This is a genomic window from Streptomyces asoensis (assembly GCF_016860545.1).
Taxonomy (GTDB): domain Bacteria; phylum Actinomycetota; class Actinomycetes; order Streptomycetales; family Streptomycetaceae; genus Streptomyces; species Streptomyces asoensis.
In genome coordinates, this window is record NZ_BNEB01000001.1 from 660,506 (window position 1) to 683,535 (window position 23,030).

Sequence of the window (23,030 nt, forward strand, 5' to 3'; positions counted from 1 at the left end):
GAGCGCTGGTCAGGGGTTTCGATCACTTCCCCGCACCGCCTCCGGCGCCGTTCCCGCGCACCGTCTCGGTGACGGTGACGGTCACGGTGACCGTGGGGCGGGCGCCGGGCCGGCCGGAGCCGGACGGCTTGACCGGCGAGGGCGTGGCGGACCCGCAGTCACCGAGCCCGCTCACCCGGAACAGCTGCTTCCTGCCGACGGTCGCGGTGAGGTCGCCCCGGACACAGGATCCGTCGACGGCCCGCGTGACCTGGCCCTGGACCGTGATGTCCCGGCCGTCGGAGGTCTCGCCCTTGCAGTCCACGGAGGCGATGCTCTCCGTCTTCTCGCGGTCCTTGTACTGGGCCGTGCAGGTCAGCCAGCGCACGTGCACGTCCCGCCGCTGGATCTCCGCCGTCGCGGCCTGGTCGGTGGTGTAGGCGACGGACATGGTGCTCAGCCCGCCCGGCTCGCACGCCACGAGTGCGGCCACCGCCACGGCCGCCGACGGGAGAAGCAGTAGACGCCTCGATGCCCCCATGGACGGCAGCGTGCCATCCGGGCGGGCGGGGCGGTAGCCCGTATGCGGTCACGATCGCGCGGGACCCACCGGGAACATACGAGCGACGGCGGCCGCCGCGGAACCCACCTCCACCGCCGTCGCGTTCAGCCGCGCAGCAGCAGCCACTCCTGGAGTTCCACCAGATTGCCCTCCGGGTCCTTGAGGTGGGCGACGCGCATCCGGTCGGTCATCGGGGCGGGCCCGTGGACGAGGGTGGCGCCGCGGGCGGTGATCCGGGCGCAGACGGCGTCCAGGTCGTCGACGCGCAGGGCCACCAGGGAGCGGTGGCCGTCGGCCGGACCGCGCAGTTCGCCGAGCACCTCCGCCATCATCGCGCGGTCCTGGATGGCGATCCCCGTCGAGCCGGTCGTGGGCGAGAACTTCTCGTACGGCCCGCGCTCGGCCCCCGACTGCGGCTCGAGCCCGAGGACGTCGGCGTAGAAGCGGTAGCAGGCGGTGAAGTCGGTGACCAGCAGTCTTACTTGGGCGAATTCCACGAGTCCTCCGGTGGACGGCCTACAGGGTCAGGACCAGCGGCCGGTCCGGCCCAGGATCAGGGACGCGGCCGCCGTGCCGGCGGTCGAGGTGCGCAGGACGCTCCGTCCGAGCCGGTACGCGCGGGCTCCGGCCTCCTCGAAGAGCCTCAGCTCGTCGGGGGAGACGCCTCCTTCGGGCCCCACGACGAGCACGATCTCGCCCTCGGCGGGGAGTTCGGCGGTGGCGAGGGGGGCGCTGCCGTAGTCGCGGTCCTCGTGCAGGACGGCGGCGAAGTCGGCCCCGGCGAGCAGCGCGGCCACCTGCCGGGACGTCGCCGCGTCGGCGACCTCGGGGAAACGGACCCGGCGGGACTGCTTGCCGGCCTCGCGGGCGGTGGCCCGCCACTTGGCGAGCGCCTTGGCACCGCGCTCGCCCTTCCACTGGGTGATGCAGCGCGCGGCCGCCCACGGCACGATCGCGTCGACGCCGGTCTCGGTCATCGTCTCGACGGCCAGTTCGCCCCGGTCGCCCTTGGGCAGTGCCTGGACGACGGTGATCCGGGGCGACTCGGCCGCCTCCTCCGTCACCTCGCCGAGGTCCAGCACCAGCCGGTCCTTGCCCTCGGCCGCGACGACCTCGCCCCGGGCCCAGCGTCCGGCGCCGTCGGTCAGGACGACCTCCTCGCCGGCCCGCAGCCGCTTCACGGAGACGGCGTGCCGGCCCTCGGGGCCGTCCAGCACGAACGCGGGCCCGGCCGCGGGCAGTGCGTCGACGACGAAGACGGGGGCGGTCACGAGAGGCCTCCGTCCCCGGCCGGGAACGCCGACAACGCTGTCCGGGCCGCGGCGAGTTCGGACATCAGTATCTCCACCAGCCGGCCGGCGGGCAGTTCGCGGGCCAGCCGGTGGCCCTGTCCCGCCCACAGCGCCATGCCCTGCGCGTCGCCCGCCTGGGCGGCGGCCTTGCGCAGCGGAGCGGTGAGGTGGTGGACCTCCGGGTAGGCGGCGGGCGCGTAGGGGCCGTGCTCGCGCAGGAAGCGGTTGACCAGGCCCCGGGCGGGCCGGCCGGAGAAGGCGCGGGTCAGTTCGGTGCGCGTGAAGAGCGGATCGGTCATCGCCCGCTTGTGCACGGCGTGCGCGCCGGACTCGGACGCGACGAGGAACGCGGTCCCCAGCTGGGCCGCGCTCGCGCCGGCCGCGAGGACCGCGGCGATCTGGCCGCCGCGCATGATCCCGCCCGCGGCGACGAGCGGCAGGGCGACCGACTCGCGGACCTGGGCGAGCAGCGCGAGCAGTCCGATGCCCGAGCCGCCGGTCTCCGGGTTGTCCCGGTGGGTGCCCTGGTGTCCGCCGGCCTCCACGCCCTGCACGATCACACCGTCCGCGCCGGCCCGCTGCACGGCGAGCGCCTCCTCGGCGGTGGTCGCCGTGACCAGGGTGAACGTTCCGGCGCGGCGCAGGGCCTCCAGGACCTCACCGCTCGGGATGCCGAAGTGGAACGACACCACCGGCACCGGGTTGTCCAGCAGCACCGCGAGCTTGGCGTCGTACCCGTCGTCGCGGCCGCTGTCCGGGTCGCCGAGCTCGGTCTCGTACCAGGCGGCCTCGCCGGCCAGCTGGTGGGCGTAGACCTCGACGGCGCCGGTCTCCGCCGAGTCCGGCTGCGGCATGAACAGGTTCACGCCGAAGGGACGGGCCGTGAGGCTCCGCAGCTGCTTGATCTCCTGGTAGACACCGTCGGCCGTCTTGTACCCGGCGGCCAGGAATCCCAGCCCGCCGGCCTCACACACGGCGGCCGCCAGACGCGGGACGGAGACACCGCCCGCCATGGGGGCCTGCACGATCGGATGAGGGAAGAGATCGGTCAGTGCGGAGGACATGACGGCATGTTGTCACGTCCTCCGAACAAGTCCGAATCGACCCTTCCCACCGGCACATGCCTCCCGGGGACGGGAGGGGAAGGGGCGGCGGGGACGCGTGAACGTCCCCGCGCCCGCGCCGTCACCGGCCGTTGAAGGCGTCCTTCAAGCGGGAGAACAGACCCTGCTGTCCGGGCTGGAACTGCCCGGTGGGCCGCTCCTCGCCGCGCAGCTTGGCCAGCTCCCGCAGCACCCGCTCCTGCTCGGGGTCGAGCTTGCTCGGCGTCTGGACCTCGACGTGCACGATGAGGTCGCCGCGCCCTCCGCCCCGCAGGTGCGTGACGCCCCGGCCGTGCAGCGGGATCGACTGGCCGGACTGGGTGCCGGGCCGGATGTCGACCTCTTCCATCCCGTCCAGCGTCTCCAGCGGGACCTTGGTGCCGAGCGCCGCCGCCGTCATGGGCAGCGTCACCGTGCAGTGCAGATCGTCGCCGCGCCGCTGGAACATCGCGTGCGGCAGCTCGTGGATCTCGACGTAGAGGTCACCGGCGGGGCCGCCACCGGGGCCGACCTCGCCCTCGCCCGCCAGCTGGATCCGGGTGCCGTTGTCGACACCGGCGGGGATCTTCACGGTCAGCGTGCGGCGCGAGCGGACCCGGCCGTCGCCCGCGCACTCGGGGCACGGGGTCGGCACGACGGTGCCGAAGCCCTGGCACTGCGGGCACGGCCGCGAGGTCATGACCTGGCCCAGGAAGGACCGTGTCACCTGCGACACCTCACCGCGGCCGCGGCACATGTCGCACGTCTGGGCCGTGGTGCCGGGGGCGGCGCCCTCGCCGCTGCACGTGGAGCAGACGATCGCCGTGTCGACCTGGAGGTCCTTCGTGGTGCCGAAGGCCGCCTCCTCGAGGTCGATCTCCAGCCGGATCATCGCGTCCTGGCCGCGCCGGGTGCGCGACCGCGGACCGCGCTGCGACGCCGTCCCGAAGAACGCGTCCATGATGTCCGAGAAGTTCCCGAAGCCACCGGCGCCGAAGCCGCCCGCGCCGCCGCCTCCCGACTGCGACAGCGGGTCGCCGCCGAGGTCGTAGACCTGCTTCTTCTGCGGGTCCGACAACACCTCGTAAGCGGCGTTGATCTCCTTGAACCGCTCCTGGGTCTTCGGATCCGGGTTGACGTCCGGGTGCAGCTCGCGTGCGAGCCGCCGGAAGGCCTTCTTGATCTCTTCCTGCGACGCGTCGCGGCGCACGCCGAGAACGGCGTAGTAGTCCGTGGCCACCTACGACTCCGCCAGGATCTGTCCGACGTACCGTGCCACCGCTCGTACCGCTCCCATCGTTCCCGGGTAATCCATGCGGGTCGGTCCGACCACGCCCAGCTTGGCGACTGCTTCGCCGCCCGAACCGTAGCCGACCGACACCACGGAAGTGGAGTTGAGTCCCTCATAGGCGTTCTCGTGACCGATGCGTACGGTCATGCCCGAATCCCCCGCCTCGCCAAGGAGCTTGAGGAGCACGACCTGCTCCTCCAGTGCCTCCAGGACGGGTCGGATGGTGAGGGGAAAGTCATGTCCGAAGCGGGTGAGATTGGCGGTACCGCCGATCATCAGCCGCTCCTCGTTCTCTTCGACGAGCGTCTCCAGCAGGGTGGAGAGCACCGTCGTGACCGTGCCGCGGTCCTCGGCCTCGAAGGCTTCCGGCAGGTCTTCCACCAGATGCGGCACGTCGCTGAACCGGCGGCCCGCGACCCGGCTGTTGAGCCGTGCGCGCAGATCCGCCAGGGAGGCCTCCCCGAAGGGCGCGGGACAGTCCACCAGCCGCTGCTCGACCCGCCCGGTGTCCGTGATCAGCACGAGCATCAGACGGGCGGGCGCGAGCGCGAGGAGCTCCACGTGCCGCACGGTCGAACGGGTCAGCGACGGGTACTGCACGACGGCGACCTGCCGGGTGAGCTGCGCGAGCAGCCGTACCGTGCGGGCCACCACGTCGTCGAGGTCGACGGCGCCGTCGAGGAAGTTCTGGATGGCGCGCCGCTCGGGACCGGTCATCGGCTTGACGCCGGCCAGCTTGTCGACGAACAGCCGGTAGCCCTTGTCCGTGGGGATCCGCCCGGCGCTGGTGTGCGGCTGGGCGATGTACCCCTCGTCCTCCAGGGCGGCCATGTCGTTGCGGACCGTCGCCGGGGAGACACCGAGGCTGTGCCGCTCCGTGAGCGCCTTCGACCCGACGGGTTCCTCGGTGCCCACGTAGTCCTGGACGATGGCGCGCAGCACCTGGAGCCTGCGTTCACTCAGCATCGCGCGCACACCTCCAGCAGTCGTCCCCAGTCCCCTGGGCGCCTCGCCTGGCACTCTTCACATCCGAGTGCCAGCATTCCCCGGCCCAGTGTACGGCTGTGGGGTACACCCGGGGCAAGGTCGGCCCACGGGGCAGCGTCGTAGGGCTAGCGTCGCGGTATGACGGTGACTTGGGAAGAGCTCGGATGGGAGCGGCTCGCGACGGGGGTCGGCAGGGTGCGGCTGCCGGGCTGGGACTGCACGGCGGGGCTGGTCGTCGGGGCGGGTGCGGCACTCATGATCGACGCGGGGTCGAGCCTGGCGGAGGGCGTGCGGCTGCGGACCGAGGCCGAGGAACTCACCGGCTGCCGTGTGACCCATCTCGCGCTCACCCACCCGCACTTCGACCATGTGTTCGGGGCGGGGGCGTTCGCGGGCGCGGAGGTCTTCGGCGCGGTGGGCGTGGACACCGTGCCGGCCGGGGAACTGCGGGAGGACGCGGTGCGCAACGGTCTCGGGGAGACGGCGGCCACGGAGGCGGCGGACACGCTCGTCCGGCCGCGGCACCTCGTCTCCGGCGAGTGGACCCTCGACCTGGGCGGCGGCCGGCAGGTCCTGCTGGCGAACGTCGGCCCCGGCCACACCGCGCACGACCTGGTCGTCCTGGTCCCCGGCGACCCCGAGACGGTCTTCTGCGGCGACCTGGTCGAGGAGTCGGGCGAGCCGCAGGCGGGACCCGACGCCGTACCGTCCCGGTGGCCCGCGGCCCTGGACCGCCTGCTCGGCCTCGGCGGCGAGGACGCGCTGTACGTCCCCGGTCACGGGGCGGTGGTGGACGCGGCCTTCGTGCGCGCGCAGCGGGACGCGTTGCGCGCGCGTTTCGGCGTGTCGCCGTGATCGCCCCCGGGCTTCTCCTATCGTCATCCGAATGCGCCCACCCGTCTCCCACCACCGCCCTTCCGGCGAGGGCCCCACGGGCCCGCGGTCCCGCACGTACTCCCCGGACCTGACCCCCGGCTGGAAGAAGCCGAAGCCGGTCCCCGAGGTCCCGGCGGAGCCCGGTCTGGTGGTGGAGGAGCCCGGCACCGGCTTCTGCGGGGCGGTGATCCGCTGCGAGGCGGGCACGGTGACCCTGGAGGACCGCTTCGGCAAGCACCGGGTGTTCCCGCTGGAGCCCCGCGGGTTCCTGCTGGAGGGGAAGGCCGTGACCCTCGTACGGCCCGCGTCCGGCGGTCCCGTGCGACCTGCCAGGACCGCGTCGGGGTCCGTCGCCGTCCCCGGCGCCCGCGCGCGGGTCGCCCGGGCCGGCCGCATCTACGTCGAGGGCCGGCACGACGCCGAGCTGGTCGAGAAGGTGTGGGGGGACGACCTGCGCGTCGAGGGCGTGGTCGTGGAGTACCTGGAGGGCGTGGACGACCTGCCGTCGATCGTCGACGGGTTCGCGCCCGGCCCCGACGCGAAGCTGGGCGTCCTCGTGGACCACCTCGTCCCGGGCACCAAGGAGTGGCGCATCGCGCAGTCCGTGACCAGTGAACACGCCCTGGTCGTCGGTCACCCGTACATCGACATCTGGGAGGCCGTGAAGCCGTCCTCCGTCGGCATCGCGGCCTGGCCCCGGGTGCCGCACGGCCAGGACTGGAAGACGGGCGTGTGCCGCGCCCTGGGCTGGCCGGAGAACACGGGCGCGGTCTGGCAGGCCATCCTGAAACGCGTGACCTCCTACCGCGACCTCGAACCGGAACTCCTGGGCCGCGTCGAGGAACTGATCGACTTCGTCACCGTGACCCCGTAGGCCCACCACCGCGGGCCCGCGAGTCGGCGAGCCGTGTCCGGGGAGGGGATCCGTGTCCGGGGGTTGCGGGGCCAGGGCCTGAATACCCGTGACCGGCACGGCCGCGGCGGCGGCGGCCGTCATGGCGCTGCCGCGGCAGCGGTGGGCCGGGGCGCCCTGGCGCCCGAAGCCCATGAGCCCGTGGGCGGGGTGGCTGCGGCGGCCGTGAGGCCCCGGGCCGGGTCCGGGTGACCACTGGCGCATGGGCCGGTGGCCGGGATACCCGCAGCGGCCGGGACCGTGATGCCGCTACCGCGGCGGCCTTGAGGCCAGGGCCCGCGGCCGGGACGGCCGCGAGACCGGGCGGGACAGCCGCGGGACCGGGCGGGACAGCCGCCAGGCCGAGACCCGTGGCCGGGGCGGCCGCCAGGCCCAGACCCGTGGCCGCGAGACCGGGGCGGCGCGGGACGGCCGCGAGACCGGGCGCGGGACAGCCGCGAGACCGGGCGGGGGACAGCCGCGAGACCGGGCGGGGGGCAGCCGCCAGGCCGAGACCCGTGGCCGGGACGGCCGCCAGGCCCAGACCCGTGGCCGCGAGACCGGGGCGGCGCGGGACGGCCGCGAGACCGGGCGCGGGACAGCCGCGAGACCGGGCGCGGGACAGCCGCGAGACCGGGCGGGGGGCAGCCGCCAGGCCGAGACCCGTGGCCGGGACGGCCGCCAGGCCGAGACCCGTGGCCGGGACGGCCGCCAGGCCCAGACCCGTGGCCGCGAGGCCGGGGCGGGACAGCCGCGGGACCGGGCGGGACAGCCGCGGGACCGGGCGGGACAGCCGCCAGGCCGAGACCCGTGGCCGGGGCGGCCGCCAGGCCCAGACCCGTGGCCGCGAGACCGGGGCGGCGCGGGACAGCCGCGAGGCCAGGGCCGGGGGGGGCAGCCGCCAGGCCGAGACCCGTGGCCGGGACGGCCGCGAGGCCCAGACCCGTGGCCGCGAGACCGGGGCAGCGCGGGACGGCCGCGAGGCCGGGGCGGGACAGCAGCGAGACCGGGCGGGTGCAGCCGCCAGGCCGAGCCCCGTGGCCGCGAGACCGGGGCAGCGCGGGGCAGCTGCGAGAGCGGGGCCCTTGGCCGGGGCGGCCGGCAGGCCGGGGGTCAGTCGACCAGGTCGCGGACCACCGCGTCGGCCAGCAGTCGGCCGCGCAGGGTGAGCACGGCGCGGCCGCCGTCGTAGGGGCCGCCGTCGAGCAGCCCGTCCGTCAGGGCGCGGCGCGACGCCGCGAGTCCCTGCGGCCGCAGCAGGTCGAGCGGCACGCCGTCGCGCAGCCGCAGCTCCAGCAGGATCCGCTCCACGCGCCGGTCCTCGTCCGTCAGGAGCTCGCGTCCGGCCCCCGGCGACCGCCCCGCCGCCAGGGCCCCCGCGTACGCCCCCGGGTGCTTGACGTTCCACCAGCGCACGCCGCCCACGTGCGAGTGCGCGCCCGGCCCGGCGCCCCACCAGTCGGCGCCCCGCCAGTACAGCTCGTTGTGCAGGCAGCGGCCCGCCTCCGAGGTCGCCCAGTTCGACACCTCGTACCAGTCGTAACCCGCCGCCGAGAGGGTCTCCTCGGCGATCAGGTACCGGTCGGCGTGGACGTCGTCGTCGGTCATCGGCACCTCGCCGCGCCGGATGCGGCGCGCGAGCTGCGTGCCCTCCTCGACGATCAGGGCGTACGCCGACACATGGTCCGGACGGGCGCCCAGGGCCGCGTCCAGCGAGGCCCGCCAGTCGTCGTCCGACTCGCCCGGGGTGCCGTAGATCAGGTCCAGGTTGACGTGGTCGAAGCCCGCCTCCCTGGCCTCGGCCACGCACCGCTCGGGCCGGCCGGGGGTGTGCGTGCGGTCGAGCACCTTCAGCACGTGCTGCCGGGCGCTCTGCATGCCGAAGGAGATCCGGTTGAAGCCGCCCCGCCGGAGCGTGTCCAGATAGGCCGGGTCGACGGACTCCGGGTTGGCCTCCGTCGTCACCTCCGCGTCCGGCGCGAGACCGAACTCGTCACGGATCGCGCCCAGCATCCGGACGAGGTCGGAGGCGGCGAGCAGGGTCGGCGTGCCGCCGCCGACGAAGACCGTGCGGACCTCGCGCGGGTCGTCGCCGAGGACCTTGCGGGCCAGCCGGACCTCGTCGATCAGGGTGTCGGCGTAGTTGTCGCGGGAGGCGAGCACCCCACCGGTGCCCCGCAGCTCGGTCGCCGTGTAGGTGTTGAAGTCGCAGTACCCGCAGCGGGTCGCGCAGTACGGGACGTGCAGGTAGAACCCGAGGGGGCGGTCGGCGGCCCCGGCGAGCGCGTGCGCGGGGAGTGCGCCGTCGTCGGGGACCGGCTCACCGTCGGGAAGTGCGGAAGGCATACCGCCCATTGTCCCGCACACCGGCACCCCTCCCGGCGCCCCGGCCCCCACCCCCACGGGCCCGCTCCCGTCAGCCCAGCAGGTCCGCGCCCAGCGGACGCCCCGGACGGGCCCCCGGCAGGACGTGGGCCACCGCGGAGCCCCGGGCCTCCATGAAGCCGCTCAGCTCGTCCTGGGCGGCCATCCTGCGCTGCACCCGGGCGAACAGCGCGGGGTCCCGCATGAACGCGAGGAACAGCATCCCCTGGTCGGTGGGGCTGTCGGCGTAGGAGTAGGCGCGGCGCAGCATCCGGGCACCGCCGTCGAGAGCGGGGTCGACCGCCCGCGCGTGGGAGCGGACGGGGGCGCCGTGCGCGTCCCGCGCGGTCCCGGACGGGAGGCCGGCCCCGGCGCTCCCGGCCGCCGCGTTCCCGGAGCCGCCGTCCAGCGGGCCGCCGGTCGAGCGGCGGCGGCCGACGATCTCCTCCTGCCGGTGTTCGGCGAGCCGCGCGAAGTCCTCGATCCGCAGGTGGACACGGCGTACGACGAGACAGGTGGCGTTGCCCGACCACACCCAGCGCTCGCACTCCTCGGGGGTGAGTCCCGAGGGCGCGTCCCGGAAGCCGAGCAGGTCGCGCGGGGCGCCGCCGTCGGACGCCGGGGGCAGGAAGCCGTCCTGCCGCCAGCGCGCGTGCAGGGCGTCCCCCGCCAGCCGGGTCAGGGTCTCGCCGGTCGCCTCGGTGGCGTCCGTGCTGTCGGCGCAGAGCTGTACGAGCACGTCGCCGCCGGACCCGGCGGGGTCGAGCCGGTCACCGGGGAACGGCGGCAGGCCGCGCAGGGCGGCCGGTGCGCGCAGCCCCAGGCGGGCCGGGAGGCCGGGGCCGATGCCGACGGTGGCGGTGAGGCGCGCGGCACGTGAGGCGTCCGACCCCGTCGTCCGCGCGAGGGCGTCCGTCCACGCCTCGAACACCGCCTTCAGGGCACGCGCGCCCGCCGCGCCCCGCAGGCCGGGATCGAGGTCGTACGACAGGAGCAGCACGGTGGCCTGGCGCGGGGTGGTCACCCCGGCCTGACGCGGACCGTGGAAACCGGGCCCGCGGGCGTCCTCGGGCGGCTCGGCGTCCCGGGCACAGGCGGTGACGGTGGTCAGCCCGATCCCGGCGCCGGCGCCGGCGATCAGCACCCGTCGGCGGGTGGGCGACCCGGATGCGGCATTCTTCGCCTTCAGCACAAACCGGACGATACATCGGCGGTTCCGTCCCCCCGGTCTCCCCCGCCCGCCCGGCGCGGGCCGGCCCTGGGGGGCCTACTCCGCCTGGAGCACCAGCAGTGCCAGGTCGTCCTCGGGCGGCTGTGCGCCGAAGTCGTGCACCAGGTGCCGGATGCGCTCGGCGATCAGCTGCGCGTCCAGGCCGACGCAGCCCGCCAACGCGGCGGCGAGGCCGTCGTCGTCGTCGAACTGCCGGGAGCCCGAGCGTCGTTCCGTGACGCCGTCGGTGACGCAGAGCAGGCTGTCGCCGGCTCTCAGCTCCAGGCTGTCGCAGGTGTAGCTGACGTCCTCGATGACCCCGAGGAGGGTCTGCGGGCGCCCGGCCGTCGCCACCGAGCCGTCGGGAGCGAGCAGCAGAGGCAGCGGGTGCCCGGCGGAGGCGAGCGTGCAGCGGACCCCTCCCTCGAAGGGCGCCAGTTCGCCGTAGAGGAGGGACAGGAAACGGGTCTGCGGACCCTCGCCCGGCCCGGTGGGGCCGACGAAGGCGCGGGCCGCGGCGTCGGCGGCCTCCGTCGCGTCGTCCAGGAGCAGTTGGTTGAGCCGGTCCAGGACGTCCGCCACGCCGTACCCCTCGCGGGCCAGCAGCCGCAGCCAGGGCCGGGCGAGCCCGATGACGACCGCCGCCTCCGGCCCCTTGCCCTGCACGTCGCCCACCGCGAAGCACCAGCGGCCGTCTCCCGCCGGGAACAGGTCGTAGAAGTCCCCGCTCGGTCCGCCCTGTTCACGGGGCTCGTACACCAGGGCGCTGCGCACCCCGGGGATCTCGGCGACCGCGCCGGGCAGCAGCCCTCGTTGCAGCACGGCGCTGATGGTGGCCTGGCGGGCGTACTGACGGGCCGCGCCGATCGCCAGCGCCACCCGGCGCCCGAGGTCCTCGACGAGCCCGGTGACCTCGTCGGGGAACGCGTGCGGTCCGGCCTGTCCGATGACCAGCGTGCCCAGCGGCCGGCCGCCCGCGATGAGCCGGTAGGCGAGGGCCGCGCCCGGCGGGCCGAGCACCGCGCCGGGCCAGGGGAAGGGCTCGGGCCCCGAACGCGGGCCGCCGTCCGGCGGGCACGGCGGGTCCTTCTCCAGGGCCCGGCGCAGTTCCTCCACCCGGCCCTCGCAGCCGTGCCAGACCCGGGCCAGCCGCGGCCCGGGGCCGCCGGCCCACTCACCGCGCCCGCTCACCTCGTCCTCCAGCCACACCGCGCACCAGTCGGCGAGCCGGGGCACGAGCAGCTGGCCGGTCAGGGCGGCCACCAGGTCCTCGTCGAGCTGCCCGGCGAGCAGGTCGGACGCCTCGGCGAGGAAGGAGAGCGCGCCGCGGTTGAGCCATTCCCGGTCCCGTCCCCCGACCGGCCGCGGTGCGGGGGCCAGGGCCTCGAGCAGCCCCGGCGCGCAGCCGTGGGCGGGGCCGTGCGCGGGTCCCCGGGGCGCGTCGGGCCCCCGGCCGGGGCGGGCGGCGAGGACCGGCCCGTCGGGCTCGGCCGGCCGCCGGTGCTCCGCGGACCCGGCGCGGTCCTCGATCCGCCCCGGCTCGCCGAGCTCGCCGGGTTCGTCGGGCTCCTCGGGGTCGGCGGGCGTCGGCAGCAGCCTGGCCCAGACCGTCTTCGCCCCCTTGCGGTACGTCACGCCCCAGGCGTCGGAGAGCGCCGCGACCAGGCGCAGGCCGCGCCCGTACTCCGGCGTGCCGTACGACGGCTCCAGGGCACCGTCACGCGGGGCGCGCGAGGGGTGGTGGTCGCAGACCTCGACGACGACCGCGCGACAGCCGCCGCCCGGGGGACCGGGCCGATCCGGTGCCTCTTCGAGCCGGCATTCCAGGCCGACGTCGGTTCCGGCGTGCACGACGGCGTTGGTGACGAGTTCGCTGACGACGAGCGTCACGTCCTGCGCGAGGCGCTCCCCCGGCTCCTCGCCGCCGAGCAGGCCGAGGCCGGCCCATTCCGCCAGGGTGGTGCGCACCAGTGCGCGGGCGGCGCCGGGTGAGAGGGGGCCGCCGGTCAGGGTCGTACGGGCCGGGAGCGGATGCGGGGACGCGGGCACGCCGTGGGCACGGGAGGCGGTCTCCCGTTGCGTCGGAATGGCCCCCATGCGCAGCTCCCCGGACGGTTCGGATGCCCACAGGGTGACAGACCGGTCCCGCCCGTGAGCGGTGGGTTACCGAAGTGGGCCGTCCTTGCCGGGAACCGTGCTGTGCATGTGCACGCGCGTGTTCGATGACGCACGCTTGAGGGGCGTAATCCGAGCGTTCGCGCTTCGCCCACGCCCCGCGCGACCCACGCGTGTGCACGCCCCGCACCACCCCTGCACGCCACAGCGCACCCCGCCGCGCCCTGTCCGTCGGCCGTGACACCACCGTCGCCGCACCGGCCCCCGCGGACGGCGACGGCCTCCGCGCACGCTTGCCCGCCGCCCGCCGCGCCCGACAGCCCTTGTCACGTCCTGCCCGAGCCCGACGCGTGATGGCAGCCTCTGGCGCGACGGCGGCAGCGCCCGCAGCCACCGTGACTGCGCCTCCCGCCGCCGATACTGCGTCTCCCGCCGCCATGGCTGCGTCTGACACACCGCGCCGGAGCCCGCCGCGCAACCGCTCACGTGACAGCGCCCGCGACCGCCGTGGCTGCGCCCTCCGCCAAGCCGGATGCCCCCGGCGCGCGCCGGGGGCATCGTGGTGTGCCCGCGTGCTCGGGCCCGCGCGGGGCGGACGTCCCCGCGCGGGCCCGGGCCCCGCCTCACGCTCCGTGCGAACCGCTCACGCCTCGCGCGATCCCGCGTACATCTCGTCGATGAGGTGCTTGTACTCCCGCTCGACGACGGGCCGCTTCAGCTTCAGGCTGGGCGTGATCTCGCCGTGCTCGACGTCCAGGTCGCGGGGCAGCAGCCGGAACTTCTTGATGGTCTGCCAGCGCTGGAGACCCTCGTTGAGCTGCTTGACGTAGCCGTCGACGAGCTCCACGGTGACGGGCGCGGCGACGACCTCCGCGTACGACTTCCCCTCCAGCCCGTTGTCCTTCGCCCAGTCGAGGAGGGAGACCTCGTCGAGGGCGATGAGCGCCGTGCAGAAGTTCCGGTCGGCGCCGTGCACCAGGATGTTGGAGACGTACGGGCACACCGCCTTGAACTGTCCCTCGACCTCGGCGGGCGCGATGTACTTGCCGCCGGACGTTTTGATGAGGTCCTTCTTGCGGTCGGTGATGCGCAGGTACCCGTCGGGCGACAGCTCGCCGATGTCGCCGGTGTGGAACCAGCCGTCGGCCTCCAGGACCTCGGCGGTCTTCTCGGGGAGCCCGTGGTAGCCCTCCATGATGCCGGGGCCGCGCAGCAGGATCTCGCCGTCCTCGGCGATGCGCACCTCGGTGCCGGGCAGCGGCTTGCCGACCGTGCCGGTGCGGTAGGCCTCGCCCGGGTTGACGAAGGAGGCCGCGGAGGACTCCGTCAGGCCGTAGCCCTCGAGGATGTGGATGTCGGCGCCGGCGAAGAAGTAGCCGATCTCCGGCGCGAGGGCCGCCGATCCGGAGACGCAGGCCCGCAGGTTGCCGCCGAAGGCCTCACGGATCTTGGCGAAGACGAGCGCGTCGGCGATCTTGTGCCTGGCGCCGAGCCCGAACGGGACGGCGACGGTCCCGGTGCGCCGGAAGTTGTCCTGCGCGGCCTTGGCGTACTCGCGGGAGACCTCGGCGGCCCACTGGAAGATCTTGTACTTGGCGCCGCCGCCCGCGCGGGCCTTGGCGGCGACCCCGTTGTAGACCTTCTCGAAGATGCGCGGGACGGCCGCCATGTACGTCGGGCGGACGACGGGCAGGTTCTCAATGATCTTGTCGACGCGTCCGTCCACGGCGGTGACGTGCCCGACCTCGATCTGACCCGAGGTGAGGACCTTGCCGAAGACGTGCGCGAGCGGAAGCCACAGGTACTGCACGTCGTCGGGACCGACCAGGCCCGTCGCGGCGATCGCCTTCGCCATGTACGACCAGTTGTCGTGCGGCAGCCGGACGCCCTTGGGGCGGCCCGTGGTGCCGGAGGTGTAGATGAGGGTGGCGAGCTGGTCCCTGGTGATCGCGCCGACCCGCTCCTTGATCAGCGCCGCTTCCTTCTCCAGCCGGGCGGCGCCGCGCTTCTCGAGGTCGTCGAGGGTGAGGATCCAGTCGGCGGTCTCGACACCGGCCGGGTCGATCACGACCACATGGGTGAGGGCGGGCAGCTCGGCGCGCTTCTCGACCGCCTTGGCGACCTGGGCCGCGTCCTCGGCGATCAGCACCCGGCTCTCGGAGTCCGACAGGATGAACGCCGACTCGTCGGCGTTGGTCTGCGGGTAGACCGTGGTCGTGGCGGCGCCGGCGCACATGATGCCGAGGTCGGCGAGGATCCACTCGAGCCGGGTGGAGGAGGCGAGCGCCACCCGCTGCTCGGCCCGCACACCCAGCTCGATGAGGCCCGCCGCGATCGCGTAGACCCGTTCGGCGGCCTGCGCCCAGGTCAGCGACTTCCAGTCGTCGGGGCCCGACCCGGACGCGGCGGGGACCGGGTACCGGTACGCCTCCGCGTCGGGCGTGGCCGCCACGCGCTCCAGGAAGAGGCCCGCGACGGACGGCGGACGGTTCTCGATCAGTGTCTGTGTGTCGCTCACGACATCCTCCGGGACCCGCGACGGTGCGGCTGGCTCGTTGCGGCGTCGTACGACGCGCGGCTGTGTTGACGGCGGCTGTTGTTTAACTCACGAGTAACTACCGAGCAGGGATCAGAGTAAAGGGCGACTGGCCAGCGCGTAAGGGGCCCCGGGCGGTCACTTTCTCCTGAGTACAGCCCCGGGGCCCGCCGCGCCACAGCGCGACGGGCCCCGGGTGTGCCCTGAATTACCGGCCTCGGCCGTGGCTACTTCTTGCCCTTGCCGGATCCCGCACTGTCGTCACTGCTCAGGACGGCGATGAAGGCCTCCTGCGGAACCTCCACGGAACCCACCATCTTCATCCGCTTCTTGCCTTCCTTCTGCTTCTCCAGCAGCTTCCGCTTCCGGGAGATGTCACCGCCGTAGCACTTGGCGAGGACGTCCTTGCGGATGGCGCGGATCGTCTCGCGGGCGATGACCCGGGAGCCGATGGCCGCCTGGATCGGCACCTCGAAGGCCTGCCGCGGGATGAGCTCGCGCAGCTTGGCGACGAGCCTTACGCCGTACGCGTAGGCCGCGTCCTTGTGGGTGACCGCGGAGAACGCGTCCACCTTGTCGCCGTGCAGCAGGATGTCGACCTTGACCAGGCTGGAGGCCTGCTCGCCGGTGGGCTCGTAGTCCAGGGAGGCGTAGCCGCGCGTCTTGGACTTCAGCTGGTCGAAGAAGTCGAAGACGATCTCCGCGAGCGGGAGCGTGTAGCGGATCTCGACCCGGTCCTCGGAGAGGTAGTCCATGCCGAGCAGGGTGCCGCGCCGGGTCTGGCACAGCTCCATGATCGACCCGATGAACTCGGAGGGCGCGAGGATCGTGGCGCGTACGACGGGCTCGTACACGTCGTCGATCTTGCCCTCGGGGAACTCGCTCGGGTTGGTGACCGTGTGCTCGGAACCGTCCTCCATGACGACGCGGTAGACCACGTTGGGCGCGGTGGCGATCAGGTCGAGCCCGAACTCGCGCTCCAGCCGCTCACGGATCACGTCGAGGTGCAGCAGGCCGAGGAAGCCGACGCGGAATCCGAAGCCCAGGGCCGCGGAGGTCTCCGGCTCGTAGACCAGCGCGGCGTCGTTGAGCTGGAGCTTGTCGAGCGCGTCGCGCAGCTCCGGGTAGTCCGAACCGTCGAGGGGGTACAGACCCGAGAACACCATCGGCTTGGGGTCCTTGTACCCGCCGAGGGCATCGGTGGCGCCCTTGCTCAGGGTGGTGATGGTGTCACCGACCTTGGACTGCCGGACGTCCTTCACACCGGTGATCAGATAGCCGACCTCGCCGACGCCGAGGCCGTCGGCCGGCTTCATCTCGGGGGCCGAGACACCGATCTCCAGCAGCTCGTGGGTCGCGCCGGTGGACATCATCCGGATCCGCTCGCGCTTGTTGAGCTGCCCGTCGACGACCCTCACGTACGTCACGACACCGCGGTAGGAGTCGTAGACCGAGTCGAAGATCATGGCGCGCGCCGGGGCGTCCTGGACGCCGACCGGGGCGGGGACGTCGGCGACGACCCGGTCCAGCAGGGCCTCGACGCCCATACCGGTCTTCGCGGAGACCTTGAGCACGTCCTCCGGGTCGCAGCCGATGAGGTTCGCGAGCTCCTCGGAGAACTTCTCGGGCTGGGCCGCCGGGAGGTCGATCTTGTTCAGCACGGGGATGATCTTGAGGTCGTTCTCCATCGCCAGGTACAGGTTGGCGAGGGTCTGGGCCTCGATGCCCTGGGCGGCGTCGACCAGCAGGACGGTGCCCTCACAGGCCGCGAGCGAGCGCGAGACCTCGTACGTGAAGTCGACGTGCCCCGGGGTGTCGATCATGTTGAGGATGTGCGTGTTGCCCGGATCCTGACTCGGGGCCCAGGGCAGGCGCACGGCCTGGGACTTGATGGTGATGCCGCGCTCGCGCTCGATGTCCATGCGGTCGAGGTACTGGGCGCGCATCTGCCGCTGATCGACGACGCCGGTCAGCTGGAGCATGCGGTCGGCGAGCGTGGACTTGCCGTGGTCGATGTGCGCGATGATGCAGAAATTGCGGATCAGAGCCGGGGCGGTACGGCTCGGCTCGGGCACATTGTTAGGGATCGCGGGCACGCAGGGTCCTGTCTCTTGAGGCGCCTTGTGCCTCGGGTCGGATCGATACGTAGGCTCCATGGTCCCACGGGCGGCGACCGGGGACCGGTTTGGGCCACTCGCGGAGCCACTGGTAGTCTGGGCAGCTGTGTCTCATGCCCTCTCAGCACGAGGCACTCCTCCTCGGAGAACCTCTCGGAGAACACTCTTCCGGAGATCTCCGCGGGCATCTCGGAAACTCATCGGTACGGGACCCGTAAGGGCTCGTGCCTGAACCTGAAAAGGCTCATTCGTGGCGAACATCAAGTCCCAGATCAAGCGGATCAAGACCAACGAGAAGGCTCGGCTGCGCAACAAGGCCGTCAAGTCCTCCCTGAAGACCGCGATCCGCAAGGCCCGCGAGGCCGCTGCCGCGGGTGACGTCGAGAAGGCCACCGAGTACCAGCGCGCCGCGGCGCGTCAGCTCGACAAGGCCGTCTCGAAGGGCGTCATCCACAAGAACCAGGCCGCCAACAAGAAGTCGGCGCTTGCTTCGAAGGTCGAGACCCTCAAGGGCTGAACCCCTTATCTGATCTGACCGCCGGAAGGACCAGAGCGGGCCCTCTCTCATCCGCTCCCGTCCGGCATCCCGAGCCTGTACGCGGCCTGCGTTCGCCACGCGGGTACGGGCTCACCAGCTTGATCGAAGTGAACCGTGAGGCCCCGGCCGCCGCCCTTCCCCAGGGCGCCGGCCGGGGCCTTCCGGCTGCCAGGAGCTATTCCGGCTGCGTCTTCCGGCTGTGGGGGACCCTTCCGGCTGCCGGGAGCCGCCGATCACGCCCAGAAGGCGTCGCTGGTGTCGATGTCCGCGACGCACTCGTCGAGGTCGCTGATCTTGTCGCCGACGATCCGGAAGACGATGCCCCCGTCGTCCTCCAGGTGCTTGCCGTTGCGGTCGGCGGTGACGCGGTGCAGGGAGACGGCGTGCCCGCGGCCGTCGACGAGCACGGTGCGCAGGTCCACGCGCAACGACCCACCGGTCTCCGAGAACAGCTTGCCGTACATCTCCATCACGGCGTCGAGGCCCTTGAAGTCCCCCGAGAGCATGTGGGAACCGGGCACGTGATGCGTGCAGTCCCCCGTCATCATGCCGCGCAGGGCGTCCATGTCCCCGCGGGTGAAGGCCTCGTACCCCCTGCGGACGAGAGCCGCGTGCGGGTGTTCAGCCATGTCGATCGCCACCTTTCGCATACGCCGGCGATGTGCGGCTGGTACGTCCGATTCTCCTCCGCGCGGGGGGAACGGCGACTGGATCACGCCACGGATTCACAGCGGACGCCCGTCCCGGCGCCGAGCGGAGGCGGGCTCGCGGCGGTGATCGGAAGGTGGGCCTCCGGCACCGAGGGGAAGCGGGCTCGCGGGGACGAGCCGACGAGGGCTCCGGGCGCCCAGCGGAGGCGGGCCCGCGGCGACGCGCCGACGAAGGCTCCGGGCGCTGAGCGGAAACGGGCTCGCGGCGACGAGCCGAGGAGGGCTCCCGGCGACGAGCGGAAGCGGGCCCGCGGCGGTGATCGGAAGGTGGGCTTCCGGCGCCGAGCCGACGAGGGCTCCGGGCACTGAGCGGAAGCGAACCCGCGGGTGTCTGGCGGGCGTGGTCAGCCGCGTCCTCCGGACCTCGCCGCCCGCGCGACGGCCACGACGGCCTTCTCCAGGGCGTACTCGGGATCGTCACCGCCGCCCTTGACTCCCGCGTCCGCCTCGGCCACGGCCCGCAGGGCGACGGCCACGCCGTCGGGGGTCCAGCCGCGCATCTGCTGACGCACCCGGTCGATCTTCCAGGGCGGCATGCCCAGCTCCCGGGCCAGATCGGCCGGCCGGCCACCTCGCGCCGACGACAGCTTGCCGATGGCCCGCACCCCCTGGGCGAGCGCACTGGTGATCAGGACCGGCGCGACCCCGGTCGACAGCGACCAGCGCAGCGCCTCCAGCGCCTCGGCCGCCCGTCCCTCCACCGCCCGGTCGGCGACGGTGAAGCTGGAGGCCTCGGCCCGCCCCGTGTAGTACCGCCCGACGACCGCGTCGTCGATGGTCCCTTCGACATCGGCGACCAACTGGGACACCGCCGACGCCAACTCCCGGAGATCACTGCCGATGGCGTCGACGAGCGCCTGGCACGCCTCGGGCGTCGCCGACCGCCCGGTGACCCGGAACTCCTGACGCACGAAGGCCAGCCGGTCGGCCGGCTTGGTCATCTTCGGACAGGCCACCTCCCGCGCCCCGGACTTGCGCGCGGCGTCCAGCAAGCCCTTGCCCTTGGCCCCGCCCGCGTGCAGCAGCACGAGGGTGATCTCCTCGGCCGGCGACCCCAGATACGACTTGACGTCCTTGACCGTGTCCGCCGACAGGTCGTGCGCGTTGCGGACGATCACGACCTTGCGCTCGGCGAACAGCGAGGGGCTGGTCAGCTCGGCGAGCGTGCCGGGCTGCACCTGGTCGGAGGTCAGGTCGCGTACGTCCGTGTCGGCGTCGGCGGCCCGGGCGGCCGCCACCACCTCCTGGACGGCACGGTCGAGCAGCAGGTCCTCCTGGCCCACCGCCAGCGTCACCGGGGCGAGCAGATCGTCGTTCGCAGTCTTCCTGGCCATCTCGCAAAGCATCCCACGCCCCACTGACATCCCACCCCGGGGTCAGGGGGCCGCGGGGGCGCCGGGCCACCGGGGGCGAGGGATCGCCGGGTCAGGGAGGCGAGGGGGGCGCCGGGGCGCCGGGGCGCCGGGGCGCCGGGTCAGGGTTCCTCCCGCCAGCCTTCCCATTCGCCCGCGAACTCGTCCAGCGCCGCCGCGTCGAGCCGCTCCTCCTCGTCCCGCAGCAGGACGAGCCACTGCGCGTCCTCCGCGTCGTCCTCCCCCGCCAGCGCGTCCCGGACGATCCTCGGCTCCTCGCGCACCCCGAACCGCTCACCGAGCGCCTGGGCCGCCTCCTCCGCGGCGTCGCGGTCGGGCAGCACCAGCACATGTCTCACATCGCTCACGGGGACCATCTTCCGGCACGCGCCCACGGCCCTGTTCAGGGGGCGCCGACCCGGCAGCCGACCGGACACACGGAGGGCCTCAGCCGCGCGTCACCCTCAGCTCACCGTCGGTCCCGGTGCCCACCGCCAGCGCCCCGTCCCGGTCCGTGCGCAGCACCCGCGCCCCTCCCGCCCGCAGCGCCGCGACCGTACCGGGCGCGGGATGTCCGTACGGGTTGTCCGCGCCGCACGAGATCAGCGCCAGGCGTGGCGCCACGGCCCGTATCAGCTCGGGGTCCTGGTAGGCCGAGCCGTGATGGGCGACCTTGAGCACGTCCACGTTTTGCACCAGCGGTGCCGCCGCGGACCGCGACAGCGCCTGCTGCGCCGGTGGTTCGAGGTCCCCCAGCAGCAGCATCCGCAGCCCGCCCACCCGCACGAGCAGCGTGACGCTCGCGTCGTTGGGCCCCTCCGGTCGCGGCGCCGGGTCCGGGGGCGGCCACAGCACCTCCCAGTCGAGGGCGCCGAGCCGCCGCCGCTCCCCGGCCACGGCCCGCGCCAACGGGACACCTCGCGCCTGCGCCGCCTTCCGCACGAACGTGACCTGGTCCGCCGGCTCCTCGAACCCGGTCGTCTGGATCGCCCCCACCGCACGGCCCCGCAGCACCCCCGGCAGCCCGGCCACATGGTCGGCGTGGAAGTGGGTGAGCACCACGAGCGGGACCCGGGTGATCCCGAGCTCACGCAGACACCGGTCGACCAGCACCGGATCCGGCCCGGCGTCCACGACGACGCCCGCGCCGTCCCCCGCAGCGAGGACGGTCGCGTCCCCCTGCCCCACGTCGCACATCGCAAGCCGCCAGCCCGGCGGCGGCCAGCCCGTGAGCACCCGGGTCAGCGGCGGCGGTCGCACCACCGCGAGCAGAAGCAGCACCCCGCAGACCGCGCACAGCCACGGGTGCCTCGACAGCCGCCGCCCCAGCAGCACCAGTCCGCCCGTGAGGAGAGCCAGCAGGAACGCGCCGCCCCAGCTCCCCGGCCAGTCCACTCCCCCGCCGGGCAGCGCCGCCCCGGCCCGCGCCACGGCGGCGATCCACCCGGCCGGCCAACTCGCGCACCACGCCAGCGCCTCGGCCGCCGGCGACGCCACGGGCGCCGTGACCAGCACCGCGAAGCCCAGCGCCGTCGCCGGCGCGAGCGCGAACTCCACCAGGAGGTTGCACGGCACCGCCACCAGACTGACCCGCGCCGACAGCATCGCCACGACCGGCGCGCACACGGCCTGCGCGGCCGCCGCGGCCGCCAGGGCCTCCGCGAGCCTCGGGGGCACCCGGCGCCGCCGCAGCGCCGCGCTCCACCGTGGCGCCAGAGTCAGCAGCGCCCCGGTGGCCAGCACCGACAGCAGGAACCCGTAACTGCGGGCCAGCCAGGGGTCGTAGAGCACCAGGAGCAGCACCGCGCAGGCCAGTGCCGGGATCAGGGACCTGCGGCGGCCCGTCGCCAGGGCGAGGAGCACGATCGCTCCGCAGGCCGCCGCGCGCAGCACACTCGGATCGGGCCGGCACACCACCACGAACCCGAGCGTGAGCGCTCCGCCGAGCAGCGCGGTCGCCCGCAGCGGCACGCCGAGACGGGGTGCCAGCCCGCGGCGTTCGACGTGCTGGGCCAGTCCCGGCGGGCCGAGCAGCAGGGCGAGGACGATGGTGAGGTTGCTGCCCGAGACGGCGAGGGTGTGGGCGAGATCCGTCGCCTTGAACGCCTCGTCCAGTTCCGGTGTGATCCGCGAGGTGTCCCCGACGACCAGCCCGGGCAGCAGCGCCCGCGCGTCCGCCGGGAGCCCGTCGGTCGCCGACCGCAGACCGGCCCGCAACCGCCCCGCCAGCCGCTGTGCGCCCGACGCCTCCCCGACGACCGGCGGCCCCGCACGGTCCCGCACCCGCAGCACGGCCGCGATGCGGTCCCCGTCCGACAGCGGGGGCACCAGCCGCCCGGTCACCCGCAGCCGGGTGGACGGCAACAACCCGAGCCACGAGGCCCCGGACGCGGACCGTCCCCAGGACGCCGACGCACCGCCGGGTGCCCGCCGACCGGGCACCTGCCGGGCCCCGGGTCCGGCCGGTTTCCCGTCCCTGCCCTTGCTGCCGCGCGAGCCCACAGTGACGAGCATCAGCACCGGGGTCCGCGTCGCCACGGCGGCCCGGCCCGCCCCCTCGACCCTGCGTACCTCGGCGTCGATCAGGACGGAATCCGGCGTCACGCGGTCTCCTCTGACCCGGGGCCGGGTCGGTCGGGGGTCGGAGGTGAGCTCGACCTCGGCCGTGACGGTCGCGTACTCCCGCGCGAGCTCCGGCACCGGCCCCCGGCGCAGATCGGCCCCGTGCAGCCCCGCGGAAGCGGCGGCCGCGGCGACGCAGAGCAACGAGGCGGCGGCGGTGGCCCGCCCCCGGCGCCCACCAGCGCGCCCCGCCTGCCGACGACCCGTGATCAGCAGGGCGCCGACTGCCAGCAGGCATACGGCCACGAGGCCGACCACCCGACCCGGTGACGCGACCGTCGTCAGCGCAGCCGTCGCCCAGGCCGCGAGCGCGGGTGGCACGAGCCGTAGGTCCACCGGCCCTTCCTGCCTCGGATTGGCGGCGCCCAGCCGCTTCCCGGAGGCCGCGTGCACGGCCGGCCGGACGGACGGGCGCACAGCCGGACCGGGCTCGAAGCGGTCGGGCTCGGCCAACCCCGGTCCCGTCAGACCGGGCTCGGTGAGGTCGGGTCCGGTCAGGCCGGGT

18 protein-coding genes are annotated in these 23,030 nt (G+C 74.1%); 3 read left to right on the forward strand and 15 right to left on the reverse strand.

Annotated elements, in window-relative coordinates; translation table 11 throughout:
- Window positions 1–22 precede the first annotated feature (22 nt).
- The 6 genes from Saso_RS02875 to hrcA form a co-directional block, all read right to left on the reverse strand.
- Entirely contained in the window at window positions 23–520 is a 498-nt protein-coding gene (locus Saso_RS02875) for a hypothetical protein (protein ID WP_189917638.1), read from the reverse strand.
- 125 nt (window positions 521–645) lie between these two features.
- Window positions 646–1,038 carry a VOC family protein gene (locus Saso_RS02880; protein ID WP_189917639.1) on the reverse strand — a complete coding sequence of 131 codons (393 nt, stop codon included), beginning with the start codon at window positions 1,036–1,038 and terminating at the stop codon, window positions 646–648.
- Between the two features lie 27 nt (window positions 1,039–1,065).
- Complete coding sequence (locus Saso_RS02885) at window positions 1,066–1,812, reverse strand: 16S rRNA (uracil(1498)-N(3))-methyltransferase (protein WP_189917640.1); 747 nt, start codon at window positions 1,810–1,812, stop codon at window positions 1,066–1,068.
- Window positions 1,809–2,897, reverse strand: a complete 1,089-nt coding sequence (locus tag Saso_RS02890) for a nitronate monooxygenase (protein WP_189917642.1) — start codon at window positions 2,895–2,897, stop codon at window positions 1,809–1,811. Before Saso_RS02890 ends, Saso_RS02885 begins: the two co-directional genes overlap by 4 nt.
- 121 nt (window positions 2,898–3,018) lie before the next feature.
- The gene (dnaJ, locus tag Saso_RS02895) at window positions 3,019–4,155 is read right to left on the reverse strand and encodes a molecular chaperone DnaJ (RefSeq protein ID WP_189917643.1); all 1,137 of its coding nucleotides are present in this window, start codon (window positions 4,153–4,155) and stop codon (window positions 3,019–3,021) included.
- Window positions 4,156–5,172 carry a heat-inducible transcriptional repressor HrcA gene (hrcA, locus tag Saso_RS02900; protein WP_189917646.1) on the reverse strand — a complete coding sequence of 339 codons (1,017 nt, stop codon included), beginning with the start codon at window positions 5,170–5,172 and terminating at the stop codon, window positions 4,156–4,158.
- Between the two features lie 159 nt (window positions 5,173–5,331).
- Between hrcA and Saso_RS02905 the strand changes: the two genes are divergently transcribed.
- Both Saso_RS02905 and Saso_RS02910 read left to right on the forward strand, forming a co-directional pair.
- Window positions 5,332–6,048: an MBL fold metallo-hydrolase gene (locus tag Saso_RS02905; protein WP_189917648.1), complete on the forward strand. Its 717-nt coding sequence runs from the start codon at window positions 5,332–5,334 to the stop codon at window positions 6,046–6,048.
- Between the two features lie 31 nt (window positions 6,049–6,079).
- Window positions 6,080–6,943, forward strand: coding sequence for a DUF3097 domain-containing protein (locus Saso_RS02910; protein WP_229901009.1), 864 nt, complete (start codon window positions 6,080–6,082; stop codon window positions 6,941–6,943).
- 1,131 nt (window positions 6,944–8,074) lie between these two features.
- On the opposite strand, the gene hemW is transcribed toward Saso_RS02910, so the two are convergent.
- The 5 genes from hemW to lepA all read right to left on the reverse strand — a co-directional run bounded on the left by hemW (window position 8,075) and on the right by lepA (window position 17,282).
- Window positions 8,075–9,307: a radical SAM family heme chaperone HemW gene (hemW, locus tag Saso_RS02915; RefSeq protein ID WP_189917650.1), complete on the reverse strand. Its 1,233-nt coding sequence runs from the start codon at window positions 9,305–9,307 to the stop codon at window positions 8,075–8,077.
- Between the two features lie 70 nt (window positions 9,308–9,377).
- Window positions 9,378–10,517, reverse strand: a complete 1,140-nt coding sequence (locus Saso_RS02920; RefSeq protein ID WP_189917652.1) for a Dyp-type peroxidase — start codon at window positions 10,515–10,517, stop codon at window positions 9,378–9,380.
- A 75-nt stretch (window positions 10,518–10,592) separates the two neighbouring features.
- Window positions 10,593–12,632: a SpoIIE family protein phosphatase gene (locus Saso_RS02925; RefSeq protein ID WP_189917654.1), complete on the reverse strand. Its 2,040-nt coding sequence runs from the start codon at window positions 12,630–12,632 to the stop codon at window positions 10,593–10,595.
- A 661-nt stretch (window positions 12,633–13,293) separates the two neighbouring features.
- Window positions 13,294–15,168, reverse strand: coding sequence for an AMP-dependent synthetase/ligase (locus Saso_RS02930; RefSeq protein WP_189917656.1), 1,875 nt, complete (start codon window positions 15,166–15,168; stop codon window positions 13,294–13,296).
- Window positions 15,169–15,413: 245 nt separating this feature from the next.
- On the reverse strand, window positions 15,414–17,282 hold the full coding sequence (lepA, locus tag Saso_RS02935; protein WP_189917658.1) for a translation elongation factor 4: 1,869 nt from the start codon (window positions 17,280–17,282) through the stop codon (window positions 15,414–15,416).
- Window positions 17,283–17,553: 271 nt separating this feature from the next.
- Here lepA and rpsT point away from each other — a divergent pair, with 271 nt between their 5' ends.
- The gene (rpsT, locus tag Saso_RS02940; protein WP_020127768.1) at window positions 17,554–17,820 is read left to right on the forward strand and encodes a 30S ribosomal protein S20; all 267 of its coding nucleotides are present in this window, start codon (window positions 17,554–17,556) and stop codon (window positions 17,818–17,820) included.
- Window positions 17,821–18,074: 254 nt separating this feature from the next.
- Here rpsT and Saso_RS02945 read toward each other — a convergent pair whose 3' ends face one another.
- From Saso_RS02945 to Saso_RS02960, 4 genes are all read right to left on the reverse strand, one after another.
- Window positions 18,075–18,470: a nuclear transport factor 2 family protein gene (locus Saso_RS02945; RefSeq protein WP_189917660.1), complete on the reverse strand. Its 396-nt coding sequence runs from the start codon at window positions 18,468–18,470 to the stop codon at window positions 18,075–18,077.
- 425 nt (window positions 18,471–18,895) lie between these two features.
- Window positions 18,896–19,885, reverse strand: a complete 990-nt coding sequence (gene holA / locus Saso_RS02950) for a DNA polymerase III subunit delta (protein WP_189917662.1) — start codon at window positions 19,883–19,885, stop codon at window positions 18,896–18,898.
- A gap of 140 nt (window positions 19,886–20,025) precedes the next feature.
- On the reverse strand, window positions 20,026–20,271 hold the full coding sequence (locus Saso_RS02955) for a hypothetical protein (protein ID WP_189917664.1): 246 nt from the start codon (window positions 20,269–20,271) through the stop codon (window positions 20,026–20,028).
- Between the two features lie 79 nt (window positions 20,272–20,350).
- Window positions 20,351–22,978 carry a ComEC/Rec2 family competence protein gene (locus Saso_RS02960; protein ID WP_372442390.1) on the reverse strand — a complete coding sequence of 876 codons (2,628 nt, stop codon included), beginning with the start codon at window positions 22,976–22,978 and terminating at the stop codon, window positions 20,351–20,353.
- Window positions 22,979–23,030: the final 52 nt, after the last annotated feature.

What these genes read in the sequence shown, in the direction of transcription:
- Saso_RS02875 (WP_189917638.1), bottom strand. Translation starts at nt 520, where the DNA reads ATGGGGGCATCGAGGCGTCTACTGCTTCTCCCGTCGGCGGCCGTGGCG.
- Saso_RS02890 (WP_189917642.1), bottom strand. Translation starts at nt 2,897, where the DNA reads ATGTCCTCCGCACTGACCGATCTCTTCCCTCATCCGATCGTGCAGGCC.
- hrcA (WP_189917646.1), bottom strand. Translation starts at nt 5,172, where the DNA reads ATGCTGAGTGAACGCAGGCTCCAGGTGCTGCGCGCCATCGTCCAGGAC.
- Saso_RS02905 (WP_189917648.1), top strand. Translation starts at nt 5,332, where the DNA reads ATGACGGTGACTTGGGAAGAGCTCGGATGGGAGCGGCTCGCGACGGGG.
- Saso_RS02910 (WP_229901009.1), top strand. Translation starts at nt 6,080, where the DNA reads ATGCGCCCACCCGTCTCCCACCACCGCCCTTCCGGCGAGGGCCCCACG.
- hemW (WP_189917650.1), bottom strand. Translation starts at nt 9,307, where the DNA reads ATGCCTTCCGCACTTCCCGACGGTGAGCCGGTCCCCGACGACGGCGCA.
- Saso_RS02925 (WP_189917654.1), bottom strand. Translation starts at nt 12,632, where the DNA reads ATGGGGGCCATTCCGACGCAACGGGAGACCGCCTCCCGTGCCCACGGC.
- Saso_RS02945 (WP_189917660.1), bottom strand. Translation starts at nt 18,470, where the DNA reads ATGGCTGAACACCCGCACGCGGCTCTCGTCCGCAGGGGGTACGAGGCC.
- holA (WP_189917662.1), bottom strand. Translation starts at nt 19,885, where the DNA reads ATGGCCAGGAAGACTGCGAACGACGATCTGCTCGCCCCGGTGACGCTG.